This is a genomic window from Rhodococcus sp. LB1 (genome assembly GCF_001583455.1).
Taxonomy (GTDB): domain Bacteria; phylum Actinomycetota; class Actinomycetes; order Mycobacteriales; family Mycobacteriaceae; genus Rhodococcus_F; species Rhodococcus_F opacus.
Genome location: NZ_LTCZ01000368.1, coordinates 1 through 25,539 on the forward strand (window position 1 = coordinate 1; position 25,539 = coordinate 25,539).

At 68.0% G+C, this 25,539-nt stretch carries 25 protein-coding genes; 10 read left to right on the top strand and 15 right to left on the bottom strand.

Annotation, left to right across the window (positions count from 1 at the left end; genetic code table 11):
- Positions 1-33 precede the first annotated feature (33 nt).
- Both AZG88_RS35630 and AZG88_RS35635 read right to left on the bottom strand, forming a co-directional pair.
- Positions 34-897 (bottom strand): MaoC/PaaZ C-terminal domain-containing protein, encoded by an 864-nt coding sequence (locus AZG88_RS35630; RefSeq protein WP_005243707.1) that lies wholly within the window; start codon positions 895-897, stop codon positions 34-36.
- A complete protein-coding gene (locus AZG88_RS35635; protein ID WP_005243705.1) occupies positions 897-2,243 on the bottom strand; it encodes a 3-oxoacyl-ACP reductase in 1,347 nt (448 codons plus the stop codon). The genes AZG88_RS35630 and AZG88_RS35635 overlap by 1 nt, the downstream gene beginning before the upstream one ends.
- A gap of 130 nt (positions 2,244-2,373) precedes the next feature.
- Here AZG88_RS35635 and AZG88_RS35640 point away from each other — a divergent pair, with 130 nt between their 5' ends.
- Positions 2,374-3,708, top strand: coding sequence for an acetyl-CoA C-acetyltransferase (locus tag AZG88_RS35640; protein WP_061700443.1), 1,335 nt, complete (start codon positions 2,374-2,376; stop codon positions 3,706-3,708).
- 330 nt (positions 3,709-4,038) lie between these two features.
- Complete coding sequence (locus AZG88_RS35645; protein WP_061700444.1) at positions 4,039-6,312, top strand: VanW family protein; 2,274 nt, start codon at positions 4,039-4,041, stop codon at positions 6,310-6,312.
- Positions 6,313-6,355: 43 nt separating this feature from the next.
- Here the strand turns inward: AZG88_RS35645 and AZG88_RS35650 are convergent, their stop codons facing one another.
- The 4 genes from AZG88_RS35650 to AZG88_RS35665 all read right to left on the bottom strand — a co-directional run bounded on the left by AZG88_RS35650 (position 6,356) and on the right by AZG88_RS35665 (position 11,247).
- A complete protein-coding gene (locus AZG88_RS35650; protein ID WP_061700445.1) occupies positions 6,356-7,339 on the bottom strand; it encodes a hypothetical protein in 984 nt (327 codons plus the stop codon).
- Between the two features lie 229 nt (positions 7,340-7,568).
- Complete coding sequence (locus AZG88_RS35655) at positions 7,569-9,404, bottom strand: acyl-CoA dehydrogenase (protein WP_005243698.1); 1,836 nt, start codon at positions 9,402-9,404, stop codon at positions 7,569-7,571.
- An 82-nt stretch (positions 9,405-9,486) separates the two neighbouring features.
- Positions 9,487-10,110, bottom strand: a complete 624-nt coding sequence (locus tag AZG88_RS35660; protein ID WP_061700446.1) for a class I SAM-dependent methyltransferase — start codon at positions 10,108-10,110, stop codon at positions 9,487-9,489.
- A gap of 21 nt (positions 10,111-10,131) precedes the next feature.
- A complete protein-coding gene (locus AZG88_RS35665; protein WP_025431974.1) occupies positions 10,132-11,247 on the bottom strand; it encodes a DUF4185 domain-containing protein in 1,116 nt (371 codons plus the stop codon).
- A gap of 285 nt (positions 11,248-11,532) precedes the next feature.
- Here AZG88_RS35665 and AZG88_RS35670 point away from each other — a divergent pair, with 285 nt between their 5' ends.
- Together AZG88_RS35670 and AZG88_RS35675 are read left to right on the top strand one after the other, a co-directional pair.
- Positions 11,533-12,552, top strand: a complete 1,020-nt coding sequence (locus AZG88_RS35670; protein ID WP_005243692.1) for a beta-ketoacyl-ACP synthase III — start codon at positions 11,533-11,535, stop codon at positions 12,550-12,552.
- A 34-nt stretch (positions 12,553-12,586) separates the two neighbouring features.
- A complete protein-coding gene (locus AZG88_RS35675) occupies positions 12,587-13,210 on the top strand; it encodes a DUF3060 domain-containing protein (RefSeq protein WP_005243690.1) in 624 nt (207 codons plus the stop codon).
- Here AZG88_RS35675 and AZG88_RS35680 read toward each other — a convergent pair whose 3' ends face one another.
- From AZG88_RS35680 to AZG88_RS35690, 3 genes are all read right to left on the bottom strand, one after another.
- A complete protein-coding gene (locus AZG88_RS35680; protein ID WP_061042453.1) occupies positions 13,211-13,972 on the bottom strand; it encodes an HNH endonuclease family protein in 762 nt (253 codons plus the stop codon).
- Positions 13,973-14,046: 74 nt separating this feature from the next.
- Positions 14,047-15,207 carry an alkaline phosphatase family protein gene (locus AZG88_RS35685; RefSeq protein WP_005258515.1) on the bottom strand — a complete coding sequence of 387 codons (1,161 nt, stop codon included), beginning with the start codon at positions 15,205-15,207 and terminating at the stop codon, positions 14,047-14,049.
- A 59-nt stretch (positions 15,208-15,266) separates the two neighbouring features.
- Positions 15,267-16,640, bottom strand: a complete 1,374-nt coding sequence (locus AZG88_RS35690) for a cytochrome P450 (protein WP_061700447.1) — start codon at positions 16,638-16,640, stop codon at positions 15,267-15,269.
- A gap of 87 nt (positions 16,641-16,727) precedes the next feature.
- Here AZG88_RS35690 and AZG88_RS35695 point away from each other — a divergent pair, with 87 nt between their 5' ends.
- Positions 16,728-17,345 (top strand): TetR/AcrR family transcriptional regulator, encoded by a 618-nt coding sequence (locus AZG88_RS35695; RefSeq protein ID WP_061700448.1) that lies wholly within the window; start codon positions 16,728-16,730, stop codon positions 17,343-17,345.
- Between the two features lie 49 nt (positions 17,346-17,394).
- Positions 17,395-18,324, top strand: coding sequence for an alpha/beta fold hydrolase (locus AZG88_RS35700; RefSeq protein WP_005258512.1), 930 nt, complete (start codon positions 17,395-17,397; stop codon positions 18,322-18,324).
- A 33-nt stretch (positions 18,325-18,357) separates the two neighbouring features.
- On the opposite strand, the gene AZG88_RS35705 is transcribed toward AZG88_RS35700, so the two are convergent.
- Positions 18,358-19,131, bottom strand: a complete 774-nt coding sequence (locus tag AZG88_RS35705) for a VOC family protein (RefSeq protein WP_005243682.1) — start codon at positions 19,129-19,131, stop codon at positions 18,358-18,360.
- A 111-nt stretch (positions 19,132-19,242) separates the two neighbouring features.
- Here AZG88_RS35705 and AZG88_RS35710 point away from each other — a divergent pair, with 111 nt between their 5' ends.
- Positions 19,243-20,529: an alpha-hydroxy-acid oxidizing protein gene (locus AZG88_RS35710; RefSeq protein WP_025431976.1), complete on the top strand. Its 1,287-nt coding sequence runs from the start codon at positions 19,243-19,245 to the stop codon at positions 20,527-20,529.
- A 4-nt stretch (positions 20,530-20,533) separates the two neighbouring features.
- Here the strand turns inward: AZG88_RS35710 and AZG88_RS35715 are convergent, their stop codons facing one another.
- Positions 20,534-20,830 carry a response regulator transcription factor gene (locus AZG88_RS35715; RefSeq protein WP_025431977.1) on the bottom strand — a complete coding sequence of 99 codons (297 nt, stop codon included), beginning with the start codon at positions 20,828-20,830 and terminating at the stop codon, positions 20,534-20,536.
- Between the two features lie 106 nt (positions 20,831-20,936).
- Positions 20,937-22,031, bottom strand: a complete 1,095-nt coding sequence (locus tag AZG88_RS35720) for a GmrSD restriction endonuclease domain-containing protein (RefSeq protein WP_061042449.1) — start codon at positions 22,029-22,031, stop codon at positions 20,937-20,939.
- 143 nt (positions 22,032-22,174) lie between these two features.
- On the opposite strand from AZG88_RS35720, the gene AZG88_RS35725 reads away from it, so the two are divergent.
- The 3 genes from AZG88_RS35725 to AZG88_RS35735 all read left to right on the top strand — a co-directional run bounded on the left by AZG88_RS35725 (position 22,175) and on the right by AZG88_RS35735 (position 24,263).
- On the top strand, positions 22,175-23,197 hold the full coding sequence (locus tag AZG88_RS35725) for an alpha/beta hydrolase (protein WP_061700449.1): 1,023 nt from the start codon (positions 22,175-22,177) through the stop codon (positions 23,195-23,197).
- A complete protein-coding gene (gene arfB, locus AZG88_RS35730; protein ID WP_061700450.1) occupies positions 23,194-23,655 on the top strand; it encodes an alternative ribosome rescue aminoacyl-tRNA hydrolase ArfB in 462 nt (153 codons plus the stop codon). Before AZG88_RS35725 ends, arfB begins: the two co-directional genes overlap by 4 nt.
- 125 nt (positions 23,656-23,780) lie before the next feature.
- Positions 23,781-24,263, top strand: a complete 483-nt coding sequence (locus AZG88_RS35735) for a sigma factor-like helix-turn-helix DNA-binding protein (RefSeq protein ID WP_061042446.1) — start codon at positions 23,781-23,783, stop codon at positions 24,261-24,263.
- A gap of 6 nt (positions 24,264-24,269) precedes the next feature.
- Here AZG88_RS35735 and AZG88_RS35740 read toward each other — a convergent pair whose 3' ends face one another.
- From AZG88_RS35740 to AZG88_RS35750, 3 genes are read right to left on the bottom strand one after another with little or no spacing between them, the layout of a single operon-like run.
- On the bottom strand, positions 24,270-24,620 hold the full coding sequence (locus AZG88_RS35740; RefSeq protein ID WP_005243670.1) for a VOC family protein: 351 nt from the start codon (positions 24,618-24,620) through the stop codon (positions 24,270-24,272).
- A gap of 40 nt (positions 24,621-24,660) precedes the next feature.
- Positions 24,661-25,224 carry an SRPBCC family protein gene (locus AZG88_RS35745; RefSeq protein ID WP_005243668.1) on the bottom strand — a complete coding sequence of 188 codons (564 nt, stop codon included), beginning with the start codon at positions 25,222-25,224 and terminating at the stop codon, positions 24,661-24,663.
- Positions 25,221-25,538 carry an ArsR/SmtB family transcription factor gene (locus AZG88_RS35750; RefSeq protein ID WP_005258499.1) on the bottom strand — a complete coding sequence of 106 codons (318 nt, stop codon included), beginning with the start codon at positions 25,536-25,538 and terminating at the stop codon, positions 25,221-25,223. The genes AZG88_RS35745 and AZG88_RS35750 overlap by 4 nt, the downstream gene beginning before the upstream one ends.
- Between the last annotated feature and the right edge of the window lies 1 nt (position 25,539).

Here is a 25,539-nt window from a genome sequence, read left to right on the forward strand (position 1 = left end):
CGGCGTCGAAAGGTACATTCGCCCGGGCAGCAGCTACCGCAGCGTCGCGGTGAGGTGCGGGTACCCCTTCTTCGGGTGCTTGATCGACAGATCCCAGCCGTCGCCGGTCTGATCGGCGTACACGTTCAGCGTCGACGGCAGCAGGATCGGCTTGCCGAAGCGCACGCTGTACGTGACGGCGTCCGGGATCCGGCCCTCCACCGACCCGAGGACGGCGGCAGCACTCCACATGCCGTGCGCGATGCTCTTCGGGAATCCGAAAGCCTTGGCGCCCAACGTCGACACGTGAATCGGGTTCCGGTCGCCGGACACCGCGGCATACTTGCCGATCGTCTTCTGATCGACCCGCAGCGTCCGCAGCGGACGCGGCGGCTCCTCCTCGGCCTTCGGCTCGGGACCGGGCTGACCGGACAGCGACGTCTTCTGCTGACGCAGGAACGTCGACGTCTGCTTCCACACCAGTTCGCGTCCGACCCGGATCTCGCTGATCACGTCGATCAGGAGTCCCTTGCGGTGCTCACGCAGATTCTCCGCGTGCACCGACACGTCCAGGGGCTCGATCACCGAGATGGGACGGAACTGTTCGATGACGTTCTCCGCGTGCACGGAACCGATGGCGGGGAAGGGGAAGCCTTCGGACACCATCAGCTTCATCACGACCGGGAACACCAGCGTGAACGGGTACGTGAGCGGCAGGTGGTCGCCGAAACGCAGCCCGGTCACCCGGTCGTACGCCGCCAGGTTGTCGAGGTCCACGCGCACCCCGTTCAGGACCAGCGTCGTGTCCGGGGCGCTGTGCCCGCTCGCGCCGATGACCGGCAGCGCGCTGCGCACGGCCCGGGTGTAGATGTCGAGCGTGCCCGGCTTCTCCGTGAGTTGCACGACCTTGCCGGACATCAGGCGCCCAGCAGGCTCTGGCCGCAGACACGGACGATCTGTCCGGTGACGGCGTTGGACGCGGGGCTCGCGAAGTAGGCGACGGTCTCGGCGACGTCGACGGTCTCGCCGCCCTGCAGCAGGGAGCTCATGCGACGTCCGGCCTCGCGGGTGGCGAACGGGATCGCCGCGGTCATCGCCGTCTCGATGAAGCCCGGTGCGACGGCGTTGATCGTGATCTTCTTCGTCGCGAGCACCGGCGCCGAGGCCTGCACGAGTCCGATGACACCGGCCTTGGAGGTGCCGTAGTTGGTCTGGCCCCGGTTGCCCGCGATACCGGCGATGGAGGAGACGTCGATGACGCGGCCGCCTTCCTTCAGTGCGCCCTTGGCGACGAGGGCATCGGTGATGCGCTGCGGCGCAAGAAGGTTGACGCCGATCACCATGTTCCAGCGGCCCTCGTCCATGTTGGCGAGGGTCTTGTCGCGGGTGATGCCGGCGTTGTGGACGATGATGTCCGCGCCGCCGTGCCGTTCGAGGACGAACTCGGCGAGCTTGTCGGCCGCGTCGTCCGCGGTCACGTCCAGCGCGAGGGAGGTGCCGCCGACCTTGTTGGCTGTCTCCGACAGTGCCTCACCGGCGGCCGGGATGTCGGCGCAGATGACGTGGGCGCCGTCGCGGGAGAGGACCTCGGCGATGGTCGCGCCGATGCCGCGGGCCGCACCGGTGACGATGGCGACCTTCCCGTCGAGCGGCTTGTCCCAGTCGGCGGGTGCGACGGAATCCTCGGCGCCGACCCGGATGACCTGGCCGCTGACGAACGCGGACTTGGCCGACAGCAGGAAGCGCAGCGTGGATTCGAGACCCGACAGTCCTGCGGACGCCTTCGGTGAGACGTAGACGAGCTGAGCCGTGGCGCCGCGCTTGACCTCCTTGCCGACGCTGCGGGTGAAGCCTTCGAGCGCGCGCTGGGCGATGTGCTCGTCGACGCCGGACGTCTCCTCGGGGGTGGTGCCGATGACGACGACGCGCGCGGACGGCGCGAGGTTGCGGACGACCGGCTGGAAGAACTCGAACAGCTGCTCGAGTTCGGTGACCGAACCGATGCCTGTGGCGTCGAACACCAGAGCGCCGTACGTGTCGTCGCCCGTTCCCGCGGCGGGGTAGTCGGACAGCAGTTCGCGCAGCGGTTCGACGAGGCGGCCCTTGCCGCCGATCAGGACCGGACCGGCGAGCGGCGGTTCGCCGTGCTTGTATCGGCGCAGGTTCTCGGGTCGCGGCAGTCCTGCTTTCGCGGCGATGAACGCGCCGGGTGCGGATGAGAGGAACTGGGAATAGAGGTCGGGAGCTCCCTTGCTGGCTGCCACGGTCCTACCTTCTGTCGTCGTTTGGCGGTCAGTCACCGAGCACCGAGTGAAGTGCGGTGTCGACAAGTAACTTACTCCTGAGTAAGAATAGTAGCCAACAGGTAATCGCACCAGATCCTTGGAGACGTCAGTGACCAGCAAAGCTCGCACCAATTCGAACTCCGCAGCGGCGCCGAAGCCAGGCGGAAAGCAGCAGCGTCCCGTCGCGATCGTCGGCGGAAACCGCATTCCGTTCGCCCGCTCCGACCGGAAGTACGCGCAGGCGTCCAACCAGGACATGTTCACCGCCACCCTCGACGGACTGGTGAGCCGCTTCAACCTCCAGGGCGAGAAGCTGGGCCTCGTCGCAGGCGGCGCCGTGCTCAAGCACAGCCGCGACTTCAACCTGATGCGCGAATGCGTCCTCGGCAGCGCTCTCAGCCCGTACACGCCGGCCTTCGACCTGCAGCAGGCCTGCGGCACCGGACTGCAGTCGATCGTCGCCGTCGGTGACGCGATCGCGGCCGGACGCATCGATGCGGGTGTCGGTGGCGGCGTCGACACCACGTCGGACGCGCCGATCGGCGTCAACGACGAACTCCGCGAGTTCCTGCTGTCCCTGAATCGCGCGAAGAGCACCGGCGACCGCATCAAGCTCCTCGGCAACGTCCGGCCGTCCATGCTCGGCATCGAGATCCCCCGCAACGGCGAGCCCCGCACCGGGCTGTCCATGGGCGAGCACGCCGCGATCACGGCGAAGGAATTCGGCGTCCGCCGCGAGGACCAGGACGAACTCGCCGCCGCCAGCCACCAGAACATGGCCGCCGCCTACGACCGCGGATTCTTCGACGACCTGGTGACGCCGTTCCTCGGGCTCACCCGCGACGACAACCTGCGGCCCGACTCCAGCGCCGAGAAGCTGGCCAAGCTGAAGCCGGTCTTCGGGGTGAAGGCGGGCGACGCCACGATGACGGCGGGTAACTCCACCCCGCTCACCGACGGCGCGTCCGCAGTCCTGCTGTCCACGGACGAATGGGCCGCCGAGCGCAAGCTTCCGGTGCTCGCGCATCTCGTCGACTCCGAGACCGCGGCCGTCGACTACATCCACGGCAAGGACGGGCTCCTGATGGCGCCGACGTACGCCATCCCGCGCCTGCTGGCCCGCAACGGCCTCACCCTGCAGGATTTCGACTACTACGAGATCCACGAGGCGTTCGCGTCCGTCGTGCTGGCGACGCTGCAGGCGTTCGAATCGGACGAGTACTGCAAGGAACGCCTGGGCCTCGACGGCGCACTGGGGTCCATCGACCGCAGCAAGCTGAACGTCAACGGGTCCTCCCTGGCGGCGGGGCACCCGTTCGCCGCGACCGGCGGCCGCATCGTCGCCTCGCTCGCCAAGATGCTGGCGGAGAAGGGCTCGGGCCGCGGCCTGATCTCGATTTGCGCCGCCGGCGGCCAGGGTGTGACGGCAATCATAGAGGCGTGATCCGACTGGCCTTTCCGGTAGCTGGGAGACCGGAAAGACCAGCGTGCGCGCAGTGCGAGCGGGGATCCGGCAACGAGGGGTGGCCGGATCCCCGAAATCTTTTCCGACAGGTGTAACGCTGGAGATTAGCTGGCGATATCCCTGTCAGCCCCGTGTTGCTGCCTGACCCCCGACCTGGCAGCAGCGCGGGGCTCTTGCATTTCCGGCGGCCGGTACGCTGACGTGGGGGTCTCGACCGGGCCTCGCTCGGATCGGATCGCGCTTGAAATGCAACGAGCACCGACGGCAAGCTGAGGCCCGCACGAAGGACAACTCGGTGAGAGGGCCACGGTGAACGACGAAGACGGCGACAAGGGGAGCAAGGCACCCGAACGGTCGACGCCGGACCCTTCCGCGACGCCCGAGAGTGTCGAACCCGAGAATGTGGCCGACCCGCCCGCTCCGGAACCGGACGAGGTCCCGGAACCGGAATCCGCTCCGGCTCCCGACGACGCTCCGGCTCCCGAGGATTCGGCGGAACAGCCGAGTGCCGACGACGCCCCGACGACGCAGCTGAACCTCGGTGACCTGGGGGAACGCTCCGAGGAGCCGGCTCCCGACGCGCCGTTGTGGGTGGAGCCGCCGGCGAACGAGGACGTCACACAGGTAATCCCCGCGATTCCGCCGGGTCCCGTTCCCGGGCCCACGCCGGCGTATACCACACCGGCCGACGAGCCGACCGTGGTGACGCCGGCCGCCGCGGCGCAGATCCCGCCGCAGCCGGCACCGGAACCTTCCGCGCCCGCCGAGCCCTCCGCAGAACCGACCACCCCGGCCCGTGCTCCCTGGGTGAAGATCGCAGCAGTCACCGGTGGTGTGATCGCCCTGATCGGCATCGCGTACGCCGCGGACCTCGCGGTGTCCTCCGGGAACGTCCCGCGCGGGGTGACGGTGGCAGGCGTCGACGTGGGCGGTTCGTCCCGCGAGGAGGCCGAGGCCACTCTGCAGGCGCAGGTCGGCCCGCGCGCCGACCAGCCGCTGACGGTGACGGCCGGCGACGTGTCGACGCAACTCGTTCCGTCCGCCGCCGGGCTCGGTGTCGACTGGGATGCCACCCTCGACCGGGCTGATTCGCAGCCGCTCAACCCGTTCACGAGGCTCACGTCGTTCTTCACCACCGACGAGATCGGTGTGGTGTCGACCCGCGACGAGGCCGCGCTGGCCTCCGCCGTCGACGGCCTCCGCAGTGAGACCGATCGCGCCTCCCGCGAGGGGACCGTCGTGTTCGAGGGTCCGACCCCGGTGCCGGTGGACCCGTCGACCGGGCAGAACCTGAACGGGGAAGGCGCCGAGGCGGCGTTGACCGAGCAATGGGCGTTCGGCCGGACGGTGGACCTGCCCGTCGACGTCGTGCCCGTGACGGTGACGAAGGAAGGCGTCCAGAGGGCGCTCGACGAAGTGGCGGCGCCCGCTGCCTCCGCCGATCTGGTGGTGACCGGACGCGACGGCAAGGTCGCGACCGCGGCGCGTCAGCAGATCGGTGCCATCGTCGGCTTCGAGCCGGACGGCAACGGCGGGCTGAAGCCCACCTACAACATCGAGGCTGCCACCGGCATCCTGGCGCCGCAGCTGGTCTCGACGGAGATCGCACCGAAGGACGCGACGATCACCCTCGACGGCGGATCACCCACCGTAGTCCCCGCGGTCGTCGGCGACCTGGTGCAGTGGCCCAAGACGCTGGAGACGCTGCCCGAATTGTTGCGCGGCAACGGTTCTCACACCATCGCCGCGGTGTACGGGCCCGTCCCGCCCGCCCTCACCACGGAGGCCGCGCAGGCGCTCGGCGTGAAGGAAGTGATCGGCGAGTTCACGACCGGCGGCTTCTCTGCGGCGTCGGGTACCAACATCCGGCTCGCTGCCAGCGAGATCAACGGGGCGCTGATCAAGCCGGGCGACACGTTCTCCCTGAACGGGTACACCGGCCCGCGCGGCACGGCTCAGGGCTATGTGGAGTCGGGCATCATCAACAACGGTCGCCCGGACACCGCCGTCGGGGGCGGTGTGAGCCAGGTGGCGACGACGCTCTACAACGCCGCATATTTCGCCGGCATGGAGGACGTCGCGCACACCGAGCACTCGTACTACATCTCGCGATACCCCGAGGCGCGCGAGGCCACCGTCTTCGAAGGCGCCATCGACCTGCAGTTCCGGAACACCGGCAAGACGGGTGTGATGATCCAGGCCATCGGCGGCGCCTCGGATCTGACCATCCGGTTCTGGGGAACCAAGTCGGTCGACGTCGAGTCGATCACCGGCAACCGGACCAAGCCGACGGAGCCCGACACGGTCACCCTGCCCGCCGGCGATCACTGCATCGCCTCCAGCGGCGCACCGGGATTCACGGCCAGCGACACCCGGGTGATCTCCGACCACGCCACCGGCCAGGAAATCTCCCGGGACACCAGGACCGTCCGGTACGACCCCGTCCCGATCGTCAAGTGCGAGGCACCCGCCGCCGCACCCAAACCCGACGAGCGCACTCCCGCCGCCTCGCCGGCGCCGTCCGCCCCGGCGGAAAGCCCGAAAACCACCACCCCGAAGCCGAAGCCGAACGACGGCGAGTAGACGCACTACTTCTCAGGAGAGTGCGAACCGAGAAAGGGTGCGGCTACAGCGACCGCACCGTAAGCCGCTGGGCGGACGGGAGCGGGGCCTGCGTGACCCAGCCTCGTGGCATCGCGGCACGCGCGATCGCGCGGCGGACACGCTCCGCCACCTGCCCAGGTGCCTCCAGGTCGTCCCACGTCCACCGCACCACCTGGAAGCCGAGGTCTCGCAGCGCGTCCTCGCGTTGCTTCTCGGCGAAGACCGCGTCGCCGGGGGATTGCCCGGGTTTCAGCAGCCGGCCGTACTTGACGCGTCCGTCGAACTCCCCGAGCACGATGCCGTCGAAGTGGAAGTCGACCCGCCCGATTCGGCGCCCGCCGGGTTCGAACACCTCGCCTTGCTGGGACGGGGCGGGCAGCCCGGCACGCGACAACATCACCCGGCTTCGCGATTCACCGACACTTTCGCTGTGCCCGCTCAGGAACCGGACGACCCTCCGCGCCGCATCGACGCCGTGACGACGCGCAGCGCGGGCGAGTTCGGCCTCCAGGTCCTCACGGCCGACCCCGAATCTGCGGACGGCCGCGTCACCCACCACGACGGCCTGCTCGAACGGCAGCGTTCTCGCGAGGTCGATCACCGTCCGCGCCGGGAGAGTCAGCGCTTGGCCGTCCACTACTGCCATGTGCTCTCCGATCGGGGCGCAGTGCACCGTGGTCCGCCGCGTGATCCGGCCACCTCCGCGTCGATTTCTGGTGAGGTGCACGCGGTCGAGGGGCGTCTTCCACAGCGGCAGTCCGTACACGACGGCCGCGGATTGGTGACTGAGCACCGCGTCGTCCGACACGGCGTGAACTGTCGAGTCGATCAGGAAGCGATGGCGTTCCTCCTCGCTCAGGGCCGTGTACATCGACGCGGAGAGGTACGCGCCGCGCCCGATGCGTTGCCACTCGCCGCGTGTGTACAGGCGTCGGATCTCGTCGTCGCTGTAGCCGCGGCTCAACGCCTCCTGGCGTCGCAGCATCGCCCCCGGGGCATGTTCCATGGGAACGATTCTCGCCGGGGCCACCGGAAGAATCCGGTCCGAAGGACCCTGCTGTGGATGAACTGAAGCTTGTGGACAACTCCCGCACTCCTTCTCGGCTCGCGCACTGCTTGCCGGGCCCGAAAAGGTGTGCGTCGACGGAGAAAGAGTGCCGGAGGTCGGCCGGTCGGGACACGAAAAGGCCCGGCGGCCGGGGAAGTACCCCGGCCGCCGGGCCGTGTGAAGCCGATCAGAACGCTGCTTCGTCGAGCTCCATGATGTCGTTGTCGATGTTGGCGACGATGCTGCGGGTGGCGGTCAGTTCCGGCAGGACGTTCTTCGCGAAGAAGGACGCGATGGCGACCTTGCCCTCGTAGAACGCCTTGTCCTTGTCGGAGGCACCCTCGTCGAGGGCCTTGATCGCGATCTCGGACTGGCGCAGGAGCTGCCAGCCGATGAGCAGGTCGCCGACGGACATCAGGAAGCGGACCGAGCCGAGGCCGACCTTGTACAGCTCGGACGGCTGCTCCTGTGCACCCATGAGGTACCCGGTGAGGGTGGCGGCCATGGTCTGGACGTCCTCGAGGGCGGTGGCGAGCAGGGCGCGCTCGGCCTTGAGGCGACCGTTGCCTGCCTCGCTGTCGATGAACTTCTTGACCTCGCCTGCGACGTGGGCGAGTGCCACACCACGGTCTCGGGCGATCTTGCGGAAGAAGAAGTCCTGCGCCTGGATGGCGGTGGTGCCCTCGTACAGCGAGTCGATCTTGGCGTCGCGGATGTACTGCTCGATCGGGTAGTCCTGCAGGAAGCCGGAGCCACCGAAGGTCTGCAGGCTGTCCGTCAGGTACTGGTATGCCCGCTCGGAGCCGACGCCCTTGACGATGGGGAGCAGCAGGTCGTTGACGCGGAACGCGAGGTCCTTGTCGGCACCGGACACCAGCTTGGCGGTGGCCTCGTCCTGATGCGCCGCGGTGTACAGGTACACGGCGCGCAGGCCCTCCGCGTACGCCTTCTGCATGGCGAGGGCGCGACGGACGTCGGGGTGGTGCGTGATGGTGACGCGCGGCGCGGCCTTGTCCGTCATCTGGGTGAGGTCTGCGCCCTGGACGCGTTCCTTCGCGTAGTCGAGGGCGTTGAGGTAGCCGGTGGAGAGGGTGGCGATGGCCTTGGTGCCGACCATCATCCGGGCGTGCTCGATGACGTCGAACATCTGCGCGATGCCGTTGTGGACCTCGCCGACGAGCCAGCCCTGGGCGGGAATGCCGTGGCCGCCGAAGGTGACCTCACACGTGGCGGAGACCTTCAGGCCCATCTTGTGCTCGACGTTGGTGACGAATACGCCGTTGCGCTCGCCCAATTCGTTGGTCTCGAAGTTGAAGTGCGTCTTCGGGACGAAGAACAGCGACAGTCCCTTGGTGCCGGGGCCTGCGCCCTCGGGGCGGGCCAGGACCAGGTGGAAGATGTTCTCGAACAGGTCGTCGGAGTCGGCGGACGTGATGAACCGCTTGACGCCCTCGATGTGCCAGGAGCCGTCGTCCTGCTTGATGGCCTTGGTGCGGCCTGCGCCGACATCGGAGCCGGCGTCGGGTTCGGTGAGGACCATGGTGGCACCCCAACCGCGCTCGACGCAGGTGGCGGCCCACTTCTTCTGCTCTTCGGTGCCGTTGTGGAACAGCACGTCCGCGAACGCGGGTCCGGCCTGGTACATGTGTGCGGCCGGCTGGGCGCCGAGGATCAGCTCACCGATGGCCCACACGACGGACCGGGGGACGGGAACGCCGCCGATCTCCTCGGAGAGTCCCATGCGGTACCACTCGGCGTCCCACAGCGCGCGGAACGACTTCTTGAAGGATTCCGGCAGGGTGACGGTGTGGTTCTCGGGGTCGAAGACCGGAGGGTTGCGGTCGGCGTCGGCGAAGGACTCGCCCAGCGGTCCCTCGGCGAGGCGGGCAACTTCGCTGAGCATGTTGCGGACGGTGTCGGCGTCGAGATCGCCCCACACGCCTTCACTCAGCGGCTGCTCGAGACCGAGTACCTCGAAGAGGTTGAACTCCAGGTCGCGGACGTTGCTCTTGTAATGGCCCATGTCTTCTGTCTCTCCCAGTGAGATGGTGCGGTCTATCCGTTAGTACCGCCCAAGTTATTACTCGTCGGTAACATCAGCGATATTACGCCCCATTTACCTGACTGCCAAGACTCGGGCGGTGCGCGACGACGAGCGCGTCGATCGACGTTCCGGCGTCCGTCTCGCGGAAGCGCCGTTCGGCAACGTCGACGACCAGCCGCCCGTCGAACGAGTTCACCAAATCGTCTGGTGTGTACAGGATTTCGGGGTCCTGGGGACCCCCGACTCCCTGCGACAAGTTAACGGCGTCATGCCCCAAAATCATGAGGATTCCATCAGGTTTCAGCGCAGATATGGCGCGGTTCACAACCTGTAGACGCTCCTCGGGGGCGAGATGGAGGTAGATCATGAGCACGAGGTCGTACCCGCCGCCGAGGTCCGAATCGGTGACGTCGGCGACGCGATAGTCGAGCCGTTCCCGGACGGAGCGGGGTGCTTCGGCGGCCACCCGGCGAGCCTTGTCGAGGGCCACGGCCGAGTAGTCGAGCCCCGTCACCTCCCAGCCGCGGGTGGCGAGCCAGTGCGCGTTGCGGCCCTCCCCGCACGCGAGGTCGAGTGCGCGGCCGCGGGTGAGCGAAGTGACCCGCTCGACCACGACGGCGTTGGGTGGCGCGCCCCACACCAGTTCGCTCTGTGAATACCGTTCGTCCCAGGCAGCTGCATCCATGCCCCGACGCTAGTACGCGGGCTACGGAGTGAGTGTGGTCCGCATGAGGAGCACGTTGTAGTTGTTGTGCACCGTCGTGAGGAAGTAGAGGTCGCGCCCGGACGACCACGGGTGGATGTAGGCGCCGTACGCGGTGGGCAGCTCCCGGGTGTCGACGAGTACCTCCGGTGGGCCCCACGGTCCGGTGACCGACGGTGAGCGGCGCATGACGACGGAGTTGTACTGGTCGGTGGTCAGCATGAGGTATTGGCCGAGGTACTCGTTGTACGCGACGGACAATTCGCCGACTCCGCCCGGCATGATCGGCTTGGCGACGTCGGGGTTGCCCTTGATCCACTTGGCGCCGTCGAAGTACTCGTACGCGCCGAGGTCCATGATCTGGGGTTCCGGGACCCGCGCGATGTGGACGAGTCCGCCGCGACCGGCAGGCGTGCCGTATTGGTAGACGAAGCCGTCGGCCTTGACGAACGCGCTCATCTGGAAGTTGGCGTTGCCGCCGACGTTCGGGCGCTGGGTCTCGGGGGCGACGGTCCAGTTCTCGCCGTTGTCCTGTGAGTAGACGAGACCGGAGTAGTTGGTGTCCCACGTTCCCGCCGGTCCCCAGTTCTTCACCGACATCATGCTCAGAACCTGGGTGTTGCCGACGGCGACGCCGGCGGTGGGGATTCGGCTGATCTCGACGAACGGGATCTTCGGGCTCGGGACGAGCTCCTTGGACTGGCCGAAGATGTCGCGCGGTGAGCTGTCGAAGTTCATCCCGTCGGAGAGGATGCCGTCCGAGCTGCGGAACAGCGTGCTGCTGCGCCAGGCCCACAGGCTGCCCGACAGCAGGTTGGGCAGTCCGAGCCCGGCGGAGTCGCCGAACGCCGTGAGGACCTGGCCCTGGCCGTTGTCCCACATGATCCCGAGGTCGGTGCCGAGGACGTTGGCGTCCTGGGTTCGGTTCGGACTGAGCATGCCGGTCTGCTGTGCGACCGCCTGGGTACGGCCGGTGAGGTGTGGAATCCCGTTGGTGCCGTTGAGTCCGGGGATCGGATTGATGGCGTTGGGATTCGCGGCGGCCGGGCCGGCGAATGCGATCAACGTCACGGCCGCGCCGACGAGTGACGCTGCTGCAAGAGCTCTGGTTCGCTTCACGAAGGACACTCCATCTCTAGCAGCAGGCGGCACTGCGTGGCCCGAAGAGACCACTCCCCCTACCGGTGATCAACTGCTGGAAATCGCCAGAAGTCTAACAAGTCTGTTCTTACGACAGTGTCGGTTTGACCGCCCTGTTCGTTTCATCGGCACCACCACCGAACCGATATTACCGACGAGTAACAGGAACCGGTGCTACCCGCTGGGCGGTCGCCGACGTAACGTGTGCTGGCGACAAGTCCACACTGCGCGTAACCACGCGGGACCTGATGAGGAGATCGATCGATGGGAAAGCAGATTGCCACCGTGGCTGGAGGTCGGCAGTCCGCCCTTCTCGGGCTCGGCGTGTACCGGCCCGAACGGGTCGTCACCAACGACGAGATCTGTGAACTGATCGACTCGAACGACGAGTGGATCCAGTCGCGCTCGGGGATCCGCAACCGGCGGTTCGCGGCGGAGGACGAGAACGTCGTCACGATGTCCATCGCCGCCGGGCGCAAGGCGATCGAAGCGAGCGGGATCGATCCCGAGCAGATCGGCTGCGTCATCGTCGCCACGTCGACGTACCTCCTGCTGACGCCGCCCGCCGCGGCGGTGGTGGCCGACGCGCTGGGCACCAACGGGCCCGGAGCGTTCGATCTCGGCGGTGGTTGTGCGGGCTTCTGCACCGCGCTGACGGTGGCGTCGGATCTGGTTCGCGGAGGATCCGTCGACTACGCCCTCGTCGTGGGTGTCGAGAAGATGAGCATCACCACCGACCCCACCGACCGCTCGACGCGGTTCATCTTCGGTGACGGCGCCGGCGCCGTGGTCGTGGGCAAGAGCGACGTCGCGGGCATCGGACCGGTGGAGTGGGGTTCGGACGGCGCCCAGGCCGACGCCATCGTGCAGGATCTCGATTGGTACGAATACATCACGACGCCGGGTGCCACACGCCCGTACATCAAGATGGCCGGTACCGCGGTGTTCCGCTGGGCCGCCTTCGAGATGGGCAAGGTGGCACTGCGGGCGGTCGAGAAGGCCGGCATGTCGGTCGACGATCTCGACGCGTTCGTTCCGCACCAGGCAAACTCGCGGATCACGGAGGTGATCGCGCGCAGCATGAAACTCCCCGAGAACGTGCCCGTGTCCGACGACATCGCCGAGAGCGGCAACACGTCGGCGGCATCGGTGCCGCTCGCCATGGAGGAGATGCTGCAGTCCGGCGCCACCAAGCCCGGCGACACCGCCCTGCTGCTCGCTTTCGGTGCCGGTTTGTCCTACGCGGCCCAGGTCGTGACGATGCCGGTACTCGCGAAGGACTGACCCGGCCCCGTAGGGGACAGGAAAGCAGGGGTCGATGAGCGTCACCCGGCAGTCGGTCGCCGTCGCTGTCCTGATGTCCGGCGTCGTGTTCCTCGCGGGCTGCGGCGGCGGGAGCACCGGCGGCGGCAGCACCTCGACGGTGTCCGGCTCAGCGGTGGAACTGAACTCGGGCGGTGACTGCGCGGGCCGCGACGTGATCGTCAACAAGGACGGTGCCGGGGTCGTCCTCGACGGCGAGTGCGGCACCGTCACCATCGAGGCCAACGGCGTCTCGGCGAACGTCGCCACGTCGAACGCGGTCATCGTGCGCGGTCAGGACACCAACGTCGTCGGCGGGCAGACCGGAACGCTCACCATCTCGGGGCGCAGCAACAGTTCCACCATCGACGTCGTCGAGTCGATCGAACTGCAGGGCAACGCCGTGAACGTGCTCGGCAAACAGGCGGAGCGGATCTCGATCAGCGGAAGCGGGAACTCCGTGAACGTGGACGATTCCGGTGCCATGACGGTGAGTGGCAACGACAACTTCGTGCGCGCCGTGTCCCTCGACTCCCTCGAACTGACCGGATCCAACAACTCCGTCGACTGGGATTCCGGCGCGACGGCCCCGACGGTCGACACGGGCTCGGAGAACCGGCTCACCCCACCCGGAGCGTGATCACCGGGCGCCGCAGCCGGTGAGTACGGCGGCCATCGCATCGCGCTCGGGTGGCGTCACCCAGAGACGGTACGCCACTTTCACTTCCACCTGACGCGCCACGTAGGTGCAGCGGTACGCCGCCAGCGGGGGCAGCCACGTCGACGCGTCGGCATCGCTCTTGCGCTGATTGGTCGGCCCGTCCACCGCCTGCAGGTTGCGGGGATCGTTCGCGAGGTCCGCCCGCGTCTGCGTGTCGAGGAGCTGAGCTCCCTTCTGCCACGCGTCCGACAGGGCCACCACGTGATCGATCTGCACGGCGTCCGACGTCTTCGTGCCCCGGGTGAACGCAATGATGGTGCCCGTGTAGAGATCCCGCAACGTGCCCGACTGCACCACGCAGTTGCGGGTGCGGTCCCGTGAGGTGATGTCGACGAGGTCGCGCCGCAGGATGTCGTTGCGGGTGTCGCAGCCGTTGCGCCCGAGGTCGACCGACACGTTGTCGGTCCAGCTGGCGCCGAACAGTTCCCGGTCGTATCCCGTCTTGGGTGCCCGGCCCTTCACCTCGAGGGTGGACAGCTGGGCGAAAGCCGTCTGTATCTGTTGTGCGTCAGTGACTTCCGAGGGTGCGACCGGTCCGGTTCCGGCGGCGAGGGTGTCGTCGGGGTCCGGGGTGAGCATCGTGACGAGCACGACGACGAGCAGCCCGGCGAGGATCCAGGGCCACTTGGTGCGGATGGTCGTGATGATGGAGCCGGTGTTCGGTACCGCAGAGCGGGGCATGAATCTCTCCTGAAATCAACGCTGTTCGTCATTTCTATCAGGAGTGGCCCCGCGGGCCGGTGATCGGCCCGGGTTTACGTGGTCGCGTTGTGCAGCAGGGGAATCAGCAACTCGTCGTCGGTGAGGGCGCCGTGTTGCCCGGGGAGGGCGGACAGCCTCGACTCCGCCTTGCGCCGGACCACCGCGACGCCGCCCTGTGCGATGGCGACGACGTCGCCGATGCGGCCCTGGACTTCGGATCGCACGGCCGGCCCGAACAGTCCCGCGGTGACGGCCTCGTCCCTCGTGCCGATCCACATGCGGTGTCCCAGTTCGCTCCTCCACCGGGCGGCGACGTCGTGCCCGGCTCCGGCTCGGGTGTGGACGTGCCGGCACCGGGGTTCGCCGGCGAGCGCCACCACGTCGTCCGACAGGGCGGGAGTGGCATCGAAGTCGATCTTGTCGGCGTCGTCGACGGTGACCATGCCGTGGTCGGCGGTGACGTACAGCGTGGTGTCGGGTTGTGCCGCCGCGAGTCCCGCGGCGAGCTTCTCGACGAGCCGGTCGACGAGGGCGACCTGGTGCAGCCAGGATTCGGATCCCGGTCCGTAAATGTGCCCGAGCGTGTCGATTTCGCTGAGGTAGCAGTAGGTGAGGGTCCGTTCGCCTCCCCGGGCCGCGGTGACCACGTGCGCGATCAGGTCGCCGTACGCGTGTATTCCTGTGAACGTGCCGCCGCGGAGGACGGCGCGGGTGAGCCCGGACCCGTCGAATTTCGCGGGAACCACGGTCGTGCACGTGATGCCGGCTGCCGCGGCGCGTTCGAACACGGTGGGCGCGGGCTGGACGACCTCGGGCACCAGGCGGGTGAGTTCGTCGCCCTTGTGGCCCGCGCGCCACGACAACCAGTTGAGAGTGCCGCGAACCTCACGAACGTATGACTGGTAGCCGGTGATGCCGTGACCGCCGGACGGCAACCCCGTACCGAACGACGCGATGCTGGTGGCGGTCGTGGTGGGGAAGCCCGCCCGGATCGGCCGTCCGGTCAGGCTGTCGAGGAACGGGGCGTGGTCGCGGTGGCGACGCAGCGACGTCCAGCCGAGGCCGTCGATCAAGAACACCACGGTGTGCCTGCTGTCCGGCAGGTGCAGCCGGTTGGGTTCGCCGGCAACGCCCAGTGCGGCGAGGACGGACGGCATCAGGGCGGACAGCGTGGGCTGCGAATACACGTCGAGCGGGGGCGCCGTAACGGTCATGACCTCCACTATGGTGGATCGGCTCGGAGTGCACTATGGGTTGTCGGCTCCGGCTGCACTTATGGGGTGTCGGCTCCGCCGACGCGGTGATGCAGGTCCACGGGCTGGCCGTCGGAGGGAAACGGCAGCGAGGTGTAATTGAGCGGGGCGACGTAGCCGGGGCTCACCTGCCAGTCGAATCGCCGCAGCAGGTGGTGCATGACTGTCTTGATTTCGGCGCCCGCGAAGTGCATCCCCAGGCATTTGTGTACGCCGCCGCCGAACGGCTCCCACGCGAACCGGTGAACCTTGTCCTCGCGGCGTTCGGGTGTGAACCGTTCGGGGTCGAACCTCTCCGGATCGGGCCAGTACTCGGGCATGTGATGGGTGAAGTGCACGACCACCGACATGTACGTGCCCCGGGGGATGTAGTGGCCGAGCACCTCGGTGTCCTCGACCGCGCGGCGGGCGACCACCGGGACCGGCGGAACGAGGCGCAGGCATTCCTTCATGACGAGGTCGAGGTCGGTCAGTTCGTCGAGTTGACCGTAGGTCGGGGTGGACGTGCCCAGTGCCGCCGACTGCCGCCTGCACCGCTCCTGCCAGTCGGGGTGCTGGCCGAGGTACTGCATCATCGTCGACAGCGTGATGGTGGATGTGTCGTGCGCCGCCATCAGCAGGAAGATCATGTGGTTGACGACGTCGTCGTCGCTGAACCGTTGCCCCTCTTCGGATTCGATGTGGCACAGCGCGGAGAACAGGTCGTCGCCGGCACCCGCTCGACGCGCGGGCAGGTAGCGGCGGAAGAACTCCTCGAGTCGTGCGCGCCCGTCGATGCCGCGCTTCCATCGTGTTCCGGGCAGGGGGTACCGCACCACCGACGTGGCGGCCTGCACGCTGTCGATGAAGGCCGTGTTGATCTCGGCCATCTCCCGGGGCGTCGACCCCTCGGCACCGCCCATGAAGATGCTCGTGGCGAGATCGAGTGTCAGCTCCTTCAGCGCGGGGTACGCGGCGAAGCCCGGGGTGGGTTGCCAGCCGTCGAGCCCCTTCTCGACGGCCGGATGGAGTGCCTCGGTATAGCGCGACAGCCGGTCGCGGGTGAAGGCCTGCTGCATGATTCGCCGGTGGGCGAGGTGTTCGTCGCCGTCGAGGAGCATCAGCCCGCGGTGGAAGAACGGCCCGATCAGCACGCTCCAGCCGTCGCTGTTGACGAAGGCACGGTCCTTGTTCTGCAGCACCGTCTGGCAGCCGTCCGGTCCGAGCACGGTGACCCACCGCTTGCCGGCCATGCTCAGCCACGACACGGGGCCGTAGCGATCCCAGCGACTCTGCAGTAGTCCCATCGGGTCGCGGAAGTAGTCCAGTGAGTGTCCGATGACGGGGAATCCGGCATTGCCCGAGATGGGTTGCAGGGTGCTTTGCGGTGGGGGAGCAGCGAGAACTTTGGGCATCGGCCCTCCTCGTCGGCATATGTGACAGGACACTCTGTCAGATGTGTGTAGTGTGCGTCACGCCTGTGGGTCTGTCAACATCGAGTCATGAGTCAGCCGGCGCGCCAGTACCGCGGTCGAAGTTCGGAGGAACGCGCCGCGGACCGTCGCGCGCGACTGCTCGAGGCGGGCCTGCAGGTGTTCGGCACCGTGGGCGGCGAGAAGGCGACCATGACCGCGATCTGCGCCGAGGCGAAACTGACGGAACGCTATTTCTACGAGAGCTTCCACAGCCGGGACGACCTGCTGGTGCAGGTGATCGAGGCCATCGCCGCGGAGATCGCGGAGGCGGCGCGGGTCACCCTCCAGGCCGTGACCGGCGACCCCGAGGTACGGGCGCGGGCGGCGATCGCGACCTTCGTCGAGATCCTGACGGCGGACCCGCGGAAAGGGCGGGTGTCGATCATCGAATCGGCGGGCGCCGAACCGCTGCGGACGCGTCGGCGTGAATTGTTGCGGGCGTTCGCCCTGCTGGTCGCGGAGGAATCGAAGGAACTCTACGGCGACCGGGCGTGGTCGTCGCCGCAGGACGAGATCACCGCGCTGCTGTTCGTGGGTGGGCTCGCGGAGCTCATGACGTCGTGGCTGAACGGCGAGATCGAGGTGTCTCCCGAGCAGATCGTCGATGCCGCGACCTATCAGTTCACGTCCACCGCACACCGCTGAGCGGGTCCCGGGCGGAAACGTGACGGGTGTCACGTGCGAAGCTGTGGGCATGGTGGATATCGCACGCCCGCAGTTGGAGGGCACGGTCGCGGTAGGCGAGGGGCGTCGGCTCGGCTTCGCGGAGTTCGGTTCGGCACAGGGCAGGGCCGTGTTCTGGCTGCACGGCACGCCCGGAGCGCGGCGGCAGGTGCCGATGGAAGCGCGCGCGTTCGCCGAACGCGAGCACGTCCGGCTGATCGGAATCGACCGGCCGGGGGTCGGTTCGTCGACGCCGCACCGCTACGGCGCCGTGATCGACTTCGCCGAAGATTTGCGCACGGTCGCCGACACGCTGGGCATCGACCAGATGGCCGTGGTCGGCCTGTCCGGGGGCGGCCCCTACACGCTGGCCGCGGCATACGCGATGCCCGACCGCGTGGTCGCGACCGGCATCCTCGGGGGTGTCGCGCCGACGAAGGGTCCCGACGCGATCCGCAGCGGGTTGATGGATCTCGCCGTCCTGGCGGCTCCGGTGCTGTCGGCGGGCGGTGTTCCCGTCGGGTTGGCGGCGAGTTCCGTGATCAGGCTGGCGAGACCGTTCGCGTCGCCGATCATCGACCTGTACGGACGGCTTTCTCCGGAAGGCGACCGTCGTCTGCTCGCGCGGCCGGAGTTCAAAGCGATGTTCCTCGACGATCTGCTCAACGGCGGCCGCAAGCAGCTCAGTGCACCGTTCGCCGACCTCGTCCTGTTCGCCCGGGACTGGGGATTCCGGGTGAACGCGGTGAAGACCCCGGTGCGGTGGTGGCACGGCGACTGCGACCACATCATCCCGCTCCGGCACGGGCAGCACATGGTGTCGCTTCTTCCCGACGCCGAATTCCACACGATGCACGGGGAAAGCCATCTCGGGGGCCTGGGCATGTCGGAGGAGATTCTCCGCTCGCTCCTCGACATCTGGGACGCCAAGGAGGCGCAGGCGCCGTTCGGCCCGGTGTGACGGTGGCGCGGTCTGCACGCCACCGTCGCCGGGTCAGGACTGCAGGGTCGTGATCTGGAACGTGGCGCCGAGGGGATCGGCGACGGACGCGAGCCGCCCGAACGGTGTGTCCTCCGGTTCGCGCCGGACGCTGCCGCCCAGTTCGGTCACCTTCGCGACTGCCGCGTCCGTGTCGTCGACGCCGATGTAGAACTGCCAGAACGAGGGGACGCCTTCGGGCAGGAACGAGTCGGCGTCCATGACTCCGGCGACCGTGCGGTCGCCGAGGTCGGCCTGTGAGTACCGGAATTCGTCCGTGTCGCCGAGAGTCCGATAGGTCCAGCCGAAGACGTCCGCGTAGAAGGGGAGCGCCGCCGCGTAGTTCCGCGACAGCGTTTCGTGCCAGACGGGCGCGCCGGGTTCGTCCACGAGGCCGAAGCCGTCGTGTTGATCGGCCTGCCACACGCCGATCACGGCGCCGGCGGGATCGCCGAGGATGGCTATCGTGCCCTGGTCGCCCACGGTCATCGCGGGCATCATCACCTGCCCGCCCGCCTCGGCCGCCTTCGCGGCGGTGGCCTCCGCGTCCTCGGATGCGATGTAGGTGGTCCACACGTTGCCGTACGGGTTGCCCTGTTGTTGCGGACCAAGGCCCGCAATGGGTTTGCTGTTCTTGCTGAAGATGGAGTACCCGCCGTACTGCGGATCCTCGTTGGTGTCGGACCTCCAGCCGAACAGCCCGGTGTAGAACGGAATGACCTGTTGGGGGTCGGAACTGGTGAGATCGATCCAGCAGGGAGCGCCGGTGAGGGACGGACGGTCGGGCATCTCGGTCTCCTAGGACATGGTCGGGGCAGCGCACGGTGTGGTGCCGGTCACAAACCTACGCGTCCCGACGACCTGCCGTCGGTTCGCGACGCGCTGTGGAAGACTCGGCGCATGTCTGCGAGCGAGAACCAGGACAGCCCGGGCCGGGCCCGCCAGAATCTGATCTATCGCGACGGCGTCCTCGGTCGCACACCCTCCGTTCCCACCGATTTCGACACGCTGGAGCGACGCGCGCGGAGGAAGATGAGCGCGAAGGGTTGGGCGTACGTGCACGGCGGCGCGGGACTGGGTCGCACGATGCAGGCCAACCGCGATGCGTTCGACAAGTGGCAGATCGTTCCCCGGGTGCTGCGCGATGTCTCGAAGCGCGACATCGGCGTCGAGTTGTTCGGGCGCAGGATTCCGGCCCCGGTCCTGCTCGCCCCGGTGGGTGCCGCCGAACTGGCCGGCCCCGAGGCGGATGTGGCGATCGCCGCCGCTGCCGCCGAACTGGGTGTGCCGTACATCTTCTCCAATCAAGGCTGCGCGCCGATGGAGGAGAGCGCCGCGGCGATGGGCGACGCGCCCCGGTGGTTCCAGTTGTACTGGAGCACCGACGACGATCTCGTCGACAGCCTGCTCCAGCGCGCCGAGAACATTCGTGCGGACGCGGTCGTGGTCACCCTCGACACGACCATGCTCGGCTGGCGCCCGGAAGACCTCAACCTCGGCTCGCTGCCCTTCGCGCAGGGGCAGGGGATCGCGCAGTACACGTCCGATCCGGTGTTCCGCCGGATCGTGCACGAGCGGATCAAGGCTGCCGCCGGCAAGGCGGACGTCGAGGTGACGCTCGGCGCGATCCGGTCACTGGTGTCGATGACCCGGCGCTTCCCGGGCCGCTTCCTCGACAACCTGCGGTCGCCGGAACCGCGGGCCGCCGTGGAGACGTTCCTCGACATCTACTCCCGGCCGTCGCTGAGCTGGGCCGATATCGAGACCCTCCGCAGCAGGACGTCGCTGCCGATCCTCCTCAAGGGCGTGCTGCACCCGGACGATGCCAGGCGCGCTCTCGATGCCGGGGTGGACGGCATCGTCGTGTCGAATCACGGTGGGCGGCAGGTGGACGGCAGCGTGTCGTCGCTGGACGCGCTCGTGGACATCGCGCCCGTCGTGGACGGCAGGCTGACGCTGCTCCTCGACAGCGGAATCCGCACGGGAGCAGACGTCTTCAAGGCCCTCGCGCTCGGTGCGGACGCGGTGACGCTCGGCCGGCCCCACCTGTACGGCCTGGCCCTCGCAGGTCAGGCCGGTGCGCGGGACGCCACGGCCAACGTGATCGCCGAGTTCGACCTCACGATGGGGCTCAGTGGCCTGACGTCGGTGGCCGAGATCGACCGGGACGCCCTGCGCAGGGCGTAGGCCGTCAGAGTTCGGCGATCGTGATTATCCCGTCCTGAAGGGCCCGCACCAGCAGCGCCGTCTTGGTGGACGCGTCACGTCCGACCAGCGCGTACTTCTCGCGGATGCGGGTCAGGTGGGTGTTGACCGTTCCGAGGGCGATGTGGAGGTCGGCGGCGACGGCGAGCTTGGAGTCGCCGCGCAACCAGTGCCGTAGAACCTCGACTTCGCGAGCCGACAACGCCGGCTTCGGATAGATGCGGGTTACGGGCGGTTCGCCCGTATGTGGGGGGTGCCCGAGTGCGTCGGGTGCAGTGGTCATGCCGATTCCATCTTTCTGACATGTACAGAGAGCTACAGGTACCCGACGTCCCTGCAGGCAGTTCAGGTTAACCTGCGGCGGCGGTGCGTGTCTCGGCAGGCCCGGATCAGCTTTCACAGCCGACACCGTCACCGTCGCGGTCCAGATGCGTCCCGTAGCCCGGCTCGCCGATCCGTACCGGCGCCGCACCGGCCGCCTTCGCCGCGGAGCAGTTCTTGTAGTAGACGTCGCTCGGCTGTGCCGTGTCGACGAACGGGACGGGTGCGGGCGCCGGTGCCGGAGCGGGAACGGGTGCGGGCGCAGGTACCGCTTCCGGCACCGTGGTGGTCGTCGGAGCCGGCGCCGCGGCGGGCGCTGCGGCCCCGCAGTCCTGCAGTACCCGGGCGATCGCGTCGTGCTCGGCCTGGGTCACCCACAGGCCGTACACGGCCTTCACCTCCACCTGATCGGCCACGTACGTGCACCGGTAGCTCTTGTTCGGGGGTAGCCAGGTGGCGGCGTCGCCGTCCGATTTCTGCTGGTTGGCGGGTCCGTCGACGGCTTTGAGGTTCCGCGGATCGTTCGCGAAGTTCACCCGGGTCGCGGTGTCGAGCTGCTGGGCGCCCTTCTGCCAGGCATCGGACAACGCGACGACGTGATCGATCTGTACGGCATTCGACGTGCCCTCACCGCGGACGAACGAGATGGTGTTGCCCGTGTACGGGTCGAGCAGCGTTCCGGTCTGTACCGCGCAGTCGCGGGTGCCCGGCTTGAACACGATCTGTTCGAGGTCGCGCCCGAGGATGTCGTTCCGCGTGTCGCACCCGTTGTGGCCGCCCTCGACCGTGACGTCGTCGGTCCACGCCTGGCCGAAGAGATCACGGTCGTAACCGGTCTTCGGTGCGCGTCCCTTGATCTCGAGGCCGGCGAGTTGCTGCAGCGCGGCGGTCGCCTCGGCGCCGCCGACCGCGGCGGGTTCGACCGGCGAGAGGGCGAGCGCAGACGAAACCGGCACCGGTGTCGACGAACTCGACGCGGCACGCACGGTCGTCGAATCGGCGACCGTGGGTGTCACGGACGCGGATACCGCTGTGGCCTGGGCCGATTGGTCGTCCTGTCCGGGGCTGAGGAACGAGACCGCGGCCACGACTACGACGATCCCGGCGGTAATCCAGGGCCACTTCTTGCGAGTGGCAGGTGATGAGGGCGGGGGAAACGTCATGCCGGTCCTTCAATGAACGTGGGGGGTCGAATGTTCATCGCGCGGAAAGGCTCTTCCGTTACTCGGCATCGCGGGAACTGTTAGCATGCCCCGGGACCGGAATTCGTGCGGGTGGAGGGCGGTAGTCGGTCGTGAGACGACACATGTTTCGGGGGAAATTGCGCACAGCGGCCGTCGCGGCCGTGACCGTGGTCTCTCTCTGCCTCGGTGGCACCGTCGCGGCGGCCGCCGATCCGATCGTCGACACCGGTCAGGCGCTCGGTTCCGCGGTGGCGTCGAACGGGTCGACGCTCGATCACGTCACCGTGATCGATCCGAGACACCTGACGTTGCACGTCTTCTCGGCGTCGATGCAGCGGGTCGTTCCGGTGTACGTCCAGCGCCCTGCCGACACGAGCGTGCCGAGGCCGACGCTGTACTTCCTCGACGGTCAGGTCCGTCGGGAGAAGACCGATGTCGAAGAGTTCCTGGCCGATCAGAACGTGAACGTCGTCAGCCCTTCCGGCGGCGAGAACGCGTATTGGACGGACTGGAAGAGCCCCGACCCGGTGATGGGGGTGAACAAGTGGAAGACCTTTATGACTCAGGAACTTCCGCCGGTCGTCGACGCGGCCCTCGGCACCAACGGAGTCAACGCGCTCGCCGGCATGTCACGGGTGGGTACTGCCGCTCTGCAGTTGGCGATCGCCGCCCCCGGTCTGTTCCGTGGCGTGGCCGCCTACAGCGGTTGCGCTCTGACCAGTGATCCGCTCGGTCAGCTCCTCATCAAGATCACCATGGACAACTACGGCTACGGCAACCCGGCCAACATGTACGGCGAGGCGGACGATCCGGCGTGGGCGGCGAACGATCCCTACGTTCACGCCGCCGAACTGCGCGGAACGGAACTGTTCCTCTCCAACGGCAACGGTCTGCCGGGGCGCCACGAGACCCTGGACGGCCCCGGGATCGACGGGAACGTCGCTACGCTCGCGCGTCAGATCTACGCGGGCGGTCCCATCGAAGCGGTGACCAACTACTGCACCCATCGATTCACGGATCGCCTGGGGGAACTGGGAATACCTGCAACCGCGAGTTTCCGTAACTCGGGCACACACTCGTGGGGATACTGGCAGGACGACCTGCACGATTCCTGGCCGGTGCTGGCCCGGGCGCTGGGAGTGTGAGCGAAGTTCCTCCGGTGTTTCCCGGTGGCGAGGTCACCGACGACCTCGAGATCACGCGGTCGCTCGTCGTTCCGGCCGCCGAGTTGCAGTGGAGGTTCTCCCGCGCCGGCGGTCCCGGCGGTCAGGGCGTCAACACCACCGACTCGCGGGTGGAGTTGCGGGTGAACCTGTGGACGTTGTCGACGCTGTCGCCGCCCCAGCTCGAACGCATGCAGGTTCAGCTGGGGCACAGGATCATTGACGGGGTGGTCACCGTGACGGCGTCCGAAACCCGTTCGCAGCTGCGCAATCGGCGCGCGGCGCGGGCCCGGATGGCGGCGTTGCTGCGCGCGGCCGTCCTCGCCGAATCCCGCACCCGGCGTCCGACCAAGGCGACCAAGGGTTCGCACCGACGAAGACTCGACGCCAAGAAACAACGCGGCCAGACCAAGAACCTGCGGAGGAAGCCGGACATGTAGGTGGTTTCACGCACCGGGAAATGGGGAATCTCCCGGATGTGGTGACCCCTCGTGTGCCGGAAGATGAGTACGGAAGCGCCGTGACGGATGACCGGAGGCGGCGAGGTCGGGGGATCGAGGGTCACATGAGTGTGCTTGACGAGGAATTGCATTCGGCAGCGACGGCCGCCGCGGCGGGGGATCGCGAGGCCGTCGAGCGAGTGATGACGACGCTGTGGCCGCAGGTGGTGCGGTATTGCCGCACGCGCGTGGGGAATTCCACGCAGGTCACGCGGCCGGCGGACGAGGTGGCGCACGAAGCGCTGCTCGCGGTGGCGCGCGAGCTTCCGACTCTCGCTCGCAGTGACCATCCCGTCCGCGAGGTGTATCGCGTCGTGAGCCGGACCGTCGCGGACGCGCACGGCGGCGCGGCCGGAAGCCCCGACGTTCCGGCGGAAGTGGCCGGGCTGCTGCACCATCTCGACGCCACGGCCCGGGAGATCGTCCTGCTGCGGGTCATCGACGGGCTGTCCGTGCACGACACCGCGGGCCTCCTCGGCCTCCCGGTAGGCCGGGTCCTCGTAGTGCAGCACCAGGCGCTGCGGACCCTGCGGGCGAAGGTGGCCTGACCGGCGTCAGCGCCGACCGGACAGGACGCAGAACTCGTTGCCCTCGGGATCGGCGAGCACCACCCAACTCTGCTCGCCCTGACCGACATCCGCGTGCCGGGCGCCGAGTCCGAGAAGCCGTGCAACCTCGGCCTCCTGATCATCGGGCCGGAAGTCGAGATGCAGCCGATTCGGAATCCGTTTCCCATCCGGAACGGCCACGAACAGAATTTCCGGGTGGCTGTCGGCCCGGGGCCGGATGTGGACGTCGCCGTCGGAGTCGGTCACGGCGCCCCAGCCCAGGGCCTCGGCCCACCAGCGTCCCAGGGCTGTCGGATCGAGAGCGTTGACCACCACGGCTTCCCATTGCAGTCCCATGCGTCAACGGTACGGGGAGCGGTCGGCGCCCGTCACGGATTCACTGCAGCGTCGGATCGATCGGTTCGACGCCGAGGCGTGTGGAGTACTGCTCGTTGAGTTCGCGCCAGCCGTAGTTCATCGCCTCGGCACCGACGATCGGTCCGATCGGATTTCCGTCGAGCAGGGCGTCGGCGACGTCCAGGCACATGTGCCACCCGGCGGCCGTCATCGCAGCGGTGTGCTGGTCGTCGAGCGTGTGTCGCAAGGTCAGTCGCGTGCCCGCGTCGGTTTCGCCGATCGTCCAGAGCAGGACGTCGTCGCCCCAGGCGTGTTCGAGGACGTGAGGTGAGTCGGCCCGGGTCACGGTGCCGTCGAGTTCGGTGCGATTCTGCCCGTCGACCATGATCAGGGTTGCGGGACCGACCGTTCCGAGGTTCCGGTCCGCGGTGTACGGCGCCCACAGCGGAAGTTCGCCGGGGTCGGTGAGCGCGGTCCACAGCGCCGACGGCGAGTGGGTGAACTCGCGAACGAAGGTGAGGGCCCATCGGGTGCCGTCGGGTCGTGCTTCGACGTGCCGCAGTGGGCCGGGGCGGTAGTCGCGTCGTGCGTCTGACTCGGTCATGACGGGGTCTCCTTCGAATCGAGGTGCCGCTCGAGCGCATCGAGGTGATGCGTCCACAGCCGGCGGTAGGGCTGCAGCCACGCGTCGAACTCGTCGAACGGTTCGCGGTGCAGGCTGTAGATGCGTTGCTGGGCGGCGGTGCGGCAGGTGACGAATCCGGCCTGCCGCAGCACCCGCAGGTGTTTGGACACGGTCGGCTGGGGCAGGGCGAGCTGGTCGACGAGTTCGCCGACGCTGGCGTGGCCGGCCCGCAGCTGTTCGAGGATCCTGCGCCTCTGCGGTTCGGCGACCACGGTGAACACGTCCGGTGCCATA

Excerpts from the sequence above, each read along its gene's own strand:
- AZG88_RS35630 (WP_005243707.1), bottom strand. The coding sequence starts at position 897 with ATGTCCGGCAAGGTCGTGCAACTCACGGAGAAGCCGGGCACGCTCGAC.
- AZG88_RS35650 (WP_061700445.1), bottom strand. The coding sequence starts at position 7,339 with ATGGAACATGCCCCGGGGGCGATGCTGCGACGCCAGGAGGCGTTGAGC.
- AZG88_RS35655 (WP_005243698.1), bottom strand. The coding sequence starts at position 9,404 with ATGGGCCATTACAAGAGCAACGTCCGCGACCTGGAGTTCAACCTCTTC.
- AZG88_RS35660 (WP_061700446.1), bottom strand. The coding sequence starts at position 10,110 with ATGGATGCAGCTGCCTGGGACGAACGGTATTCACAGAGCGAACTGGTG.
- AZG88_RS35670 (WP_005243692.1), top strand. The coding sequence starts at position 11,533 with ATGGGAAAGCAGATTGCCACCGTGGCTGGAGGTCGGCAGTCCGCCCTT.
- AZG88_RS35675 (WP_005243690.1), top strand. The coding sequence starts at position 12,587 with ATGAGCGTCACCCGGCAGTCGGTCGCCGTCGCTGTCCTGATGTCCGGC.
- AZG88_RS35680 (WP_061042453.1), bottom strand. The coding sequence starts at position 13,972 with ATGCCCCGCTCTGCGGTACCGAACACCGGCTCCATCATCACGACCATC.
- AZG88_RS35685 (WP_005258515.1), bottom strand. The coding sequence starts at position 15,207 with ATGACCGTTACGGCGCCCCCGCTCGACGTGTATTCGCAGCCCACGCTG.
- AZG88_RS35690 (WP_061700447.1), bottom strand. The coding sequence starts at position 16,640 with ATGCCCAAAGTTCTCGCTGCTCCCCCACCGCAAAGCACCCTGCAACCC.
- AZG88_RS35695 (WP_061700448.1), top strand. The coding sequence starts at position 16,728 with ATGAGTCAGCCGGCGCGCCAGTACCGCGGTCGAAGTTCGGAGGAACGC.
- AZG88_RS35700 (WP_005258512.1), top strand. The coding sequence starts at position 17,395 with ATGGTGGATATCGCACGCCCGCAGTTGGAGGGCACGGTCGCGGTAGGC.
- AZG88_RS35705 (WP_005243682.1), bottom strand. The coding sequence starts at position 19,131 with ATGCCCGACCGTCCGTCCCTCACCGGCGCTCCCTGCTGGATCGATCTC.
- AZG88_RS35710 (WP_025431976.1), top strand. The coding sequence starts at position 19,243 with ATGTCTGCGAGCGAGAACCAGGACAGCCCGGGCCGGGCCCGCCAGAAT.
- AZG88_RS35715 (WP_025431977.1), bottom strand. The coding sequence starts at position 20,830 with ATGACCACTGCACCCGACGCACTCGGGCACCCCCCACATACGGGCGAA.
- AZG88_RS35720 (WP_061042449.1), bottom strand. The coding sequence starts at position 22,031 with ATGACGTTTCCCCCGCCCTCATCACCTGCCACTCGCAAGAAGTGGCCC.
- AZG88_RS35725 (WP_061700449.1), top strand. The coding sequence starts at position 22,175 with ATGTTTCGGGGGAAATTGCGCACAGCGGCCGTCGCGGCCGTGACCGTG.
- AZG88_RS35735 (WP_061042446.1), top strand. The coding sequence starts at position 23,781 with ATGAGTGTGCTTGACGAGGAATTGCATTCGGCAGCGACGGCCGCCGCG.
- AZG88_RS35740 (WP_005243670.1), bottom strand. The coding sequence starts at position 24,620 with ATGGGACTGCAATGGGAAGCCGTGGTGGTCAACGCTCTCGATCCGACA.
- AZG88_RS35745 (WP_005243668.1), bottom strand. The coding sequence starts at position 25,224 with ATGACCGAGTCAGACGCACGACGCGACTACCGCCCCGGCCCACTGCGG.
- AZG88_RS35750 (WP_005258499.1), bottom strand. The coding sequence starts at position 25,538 with ATGGCACCGGACGTGTTCACCGTGGTCGCCGAACCGCAGAGGCGCAGG.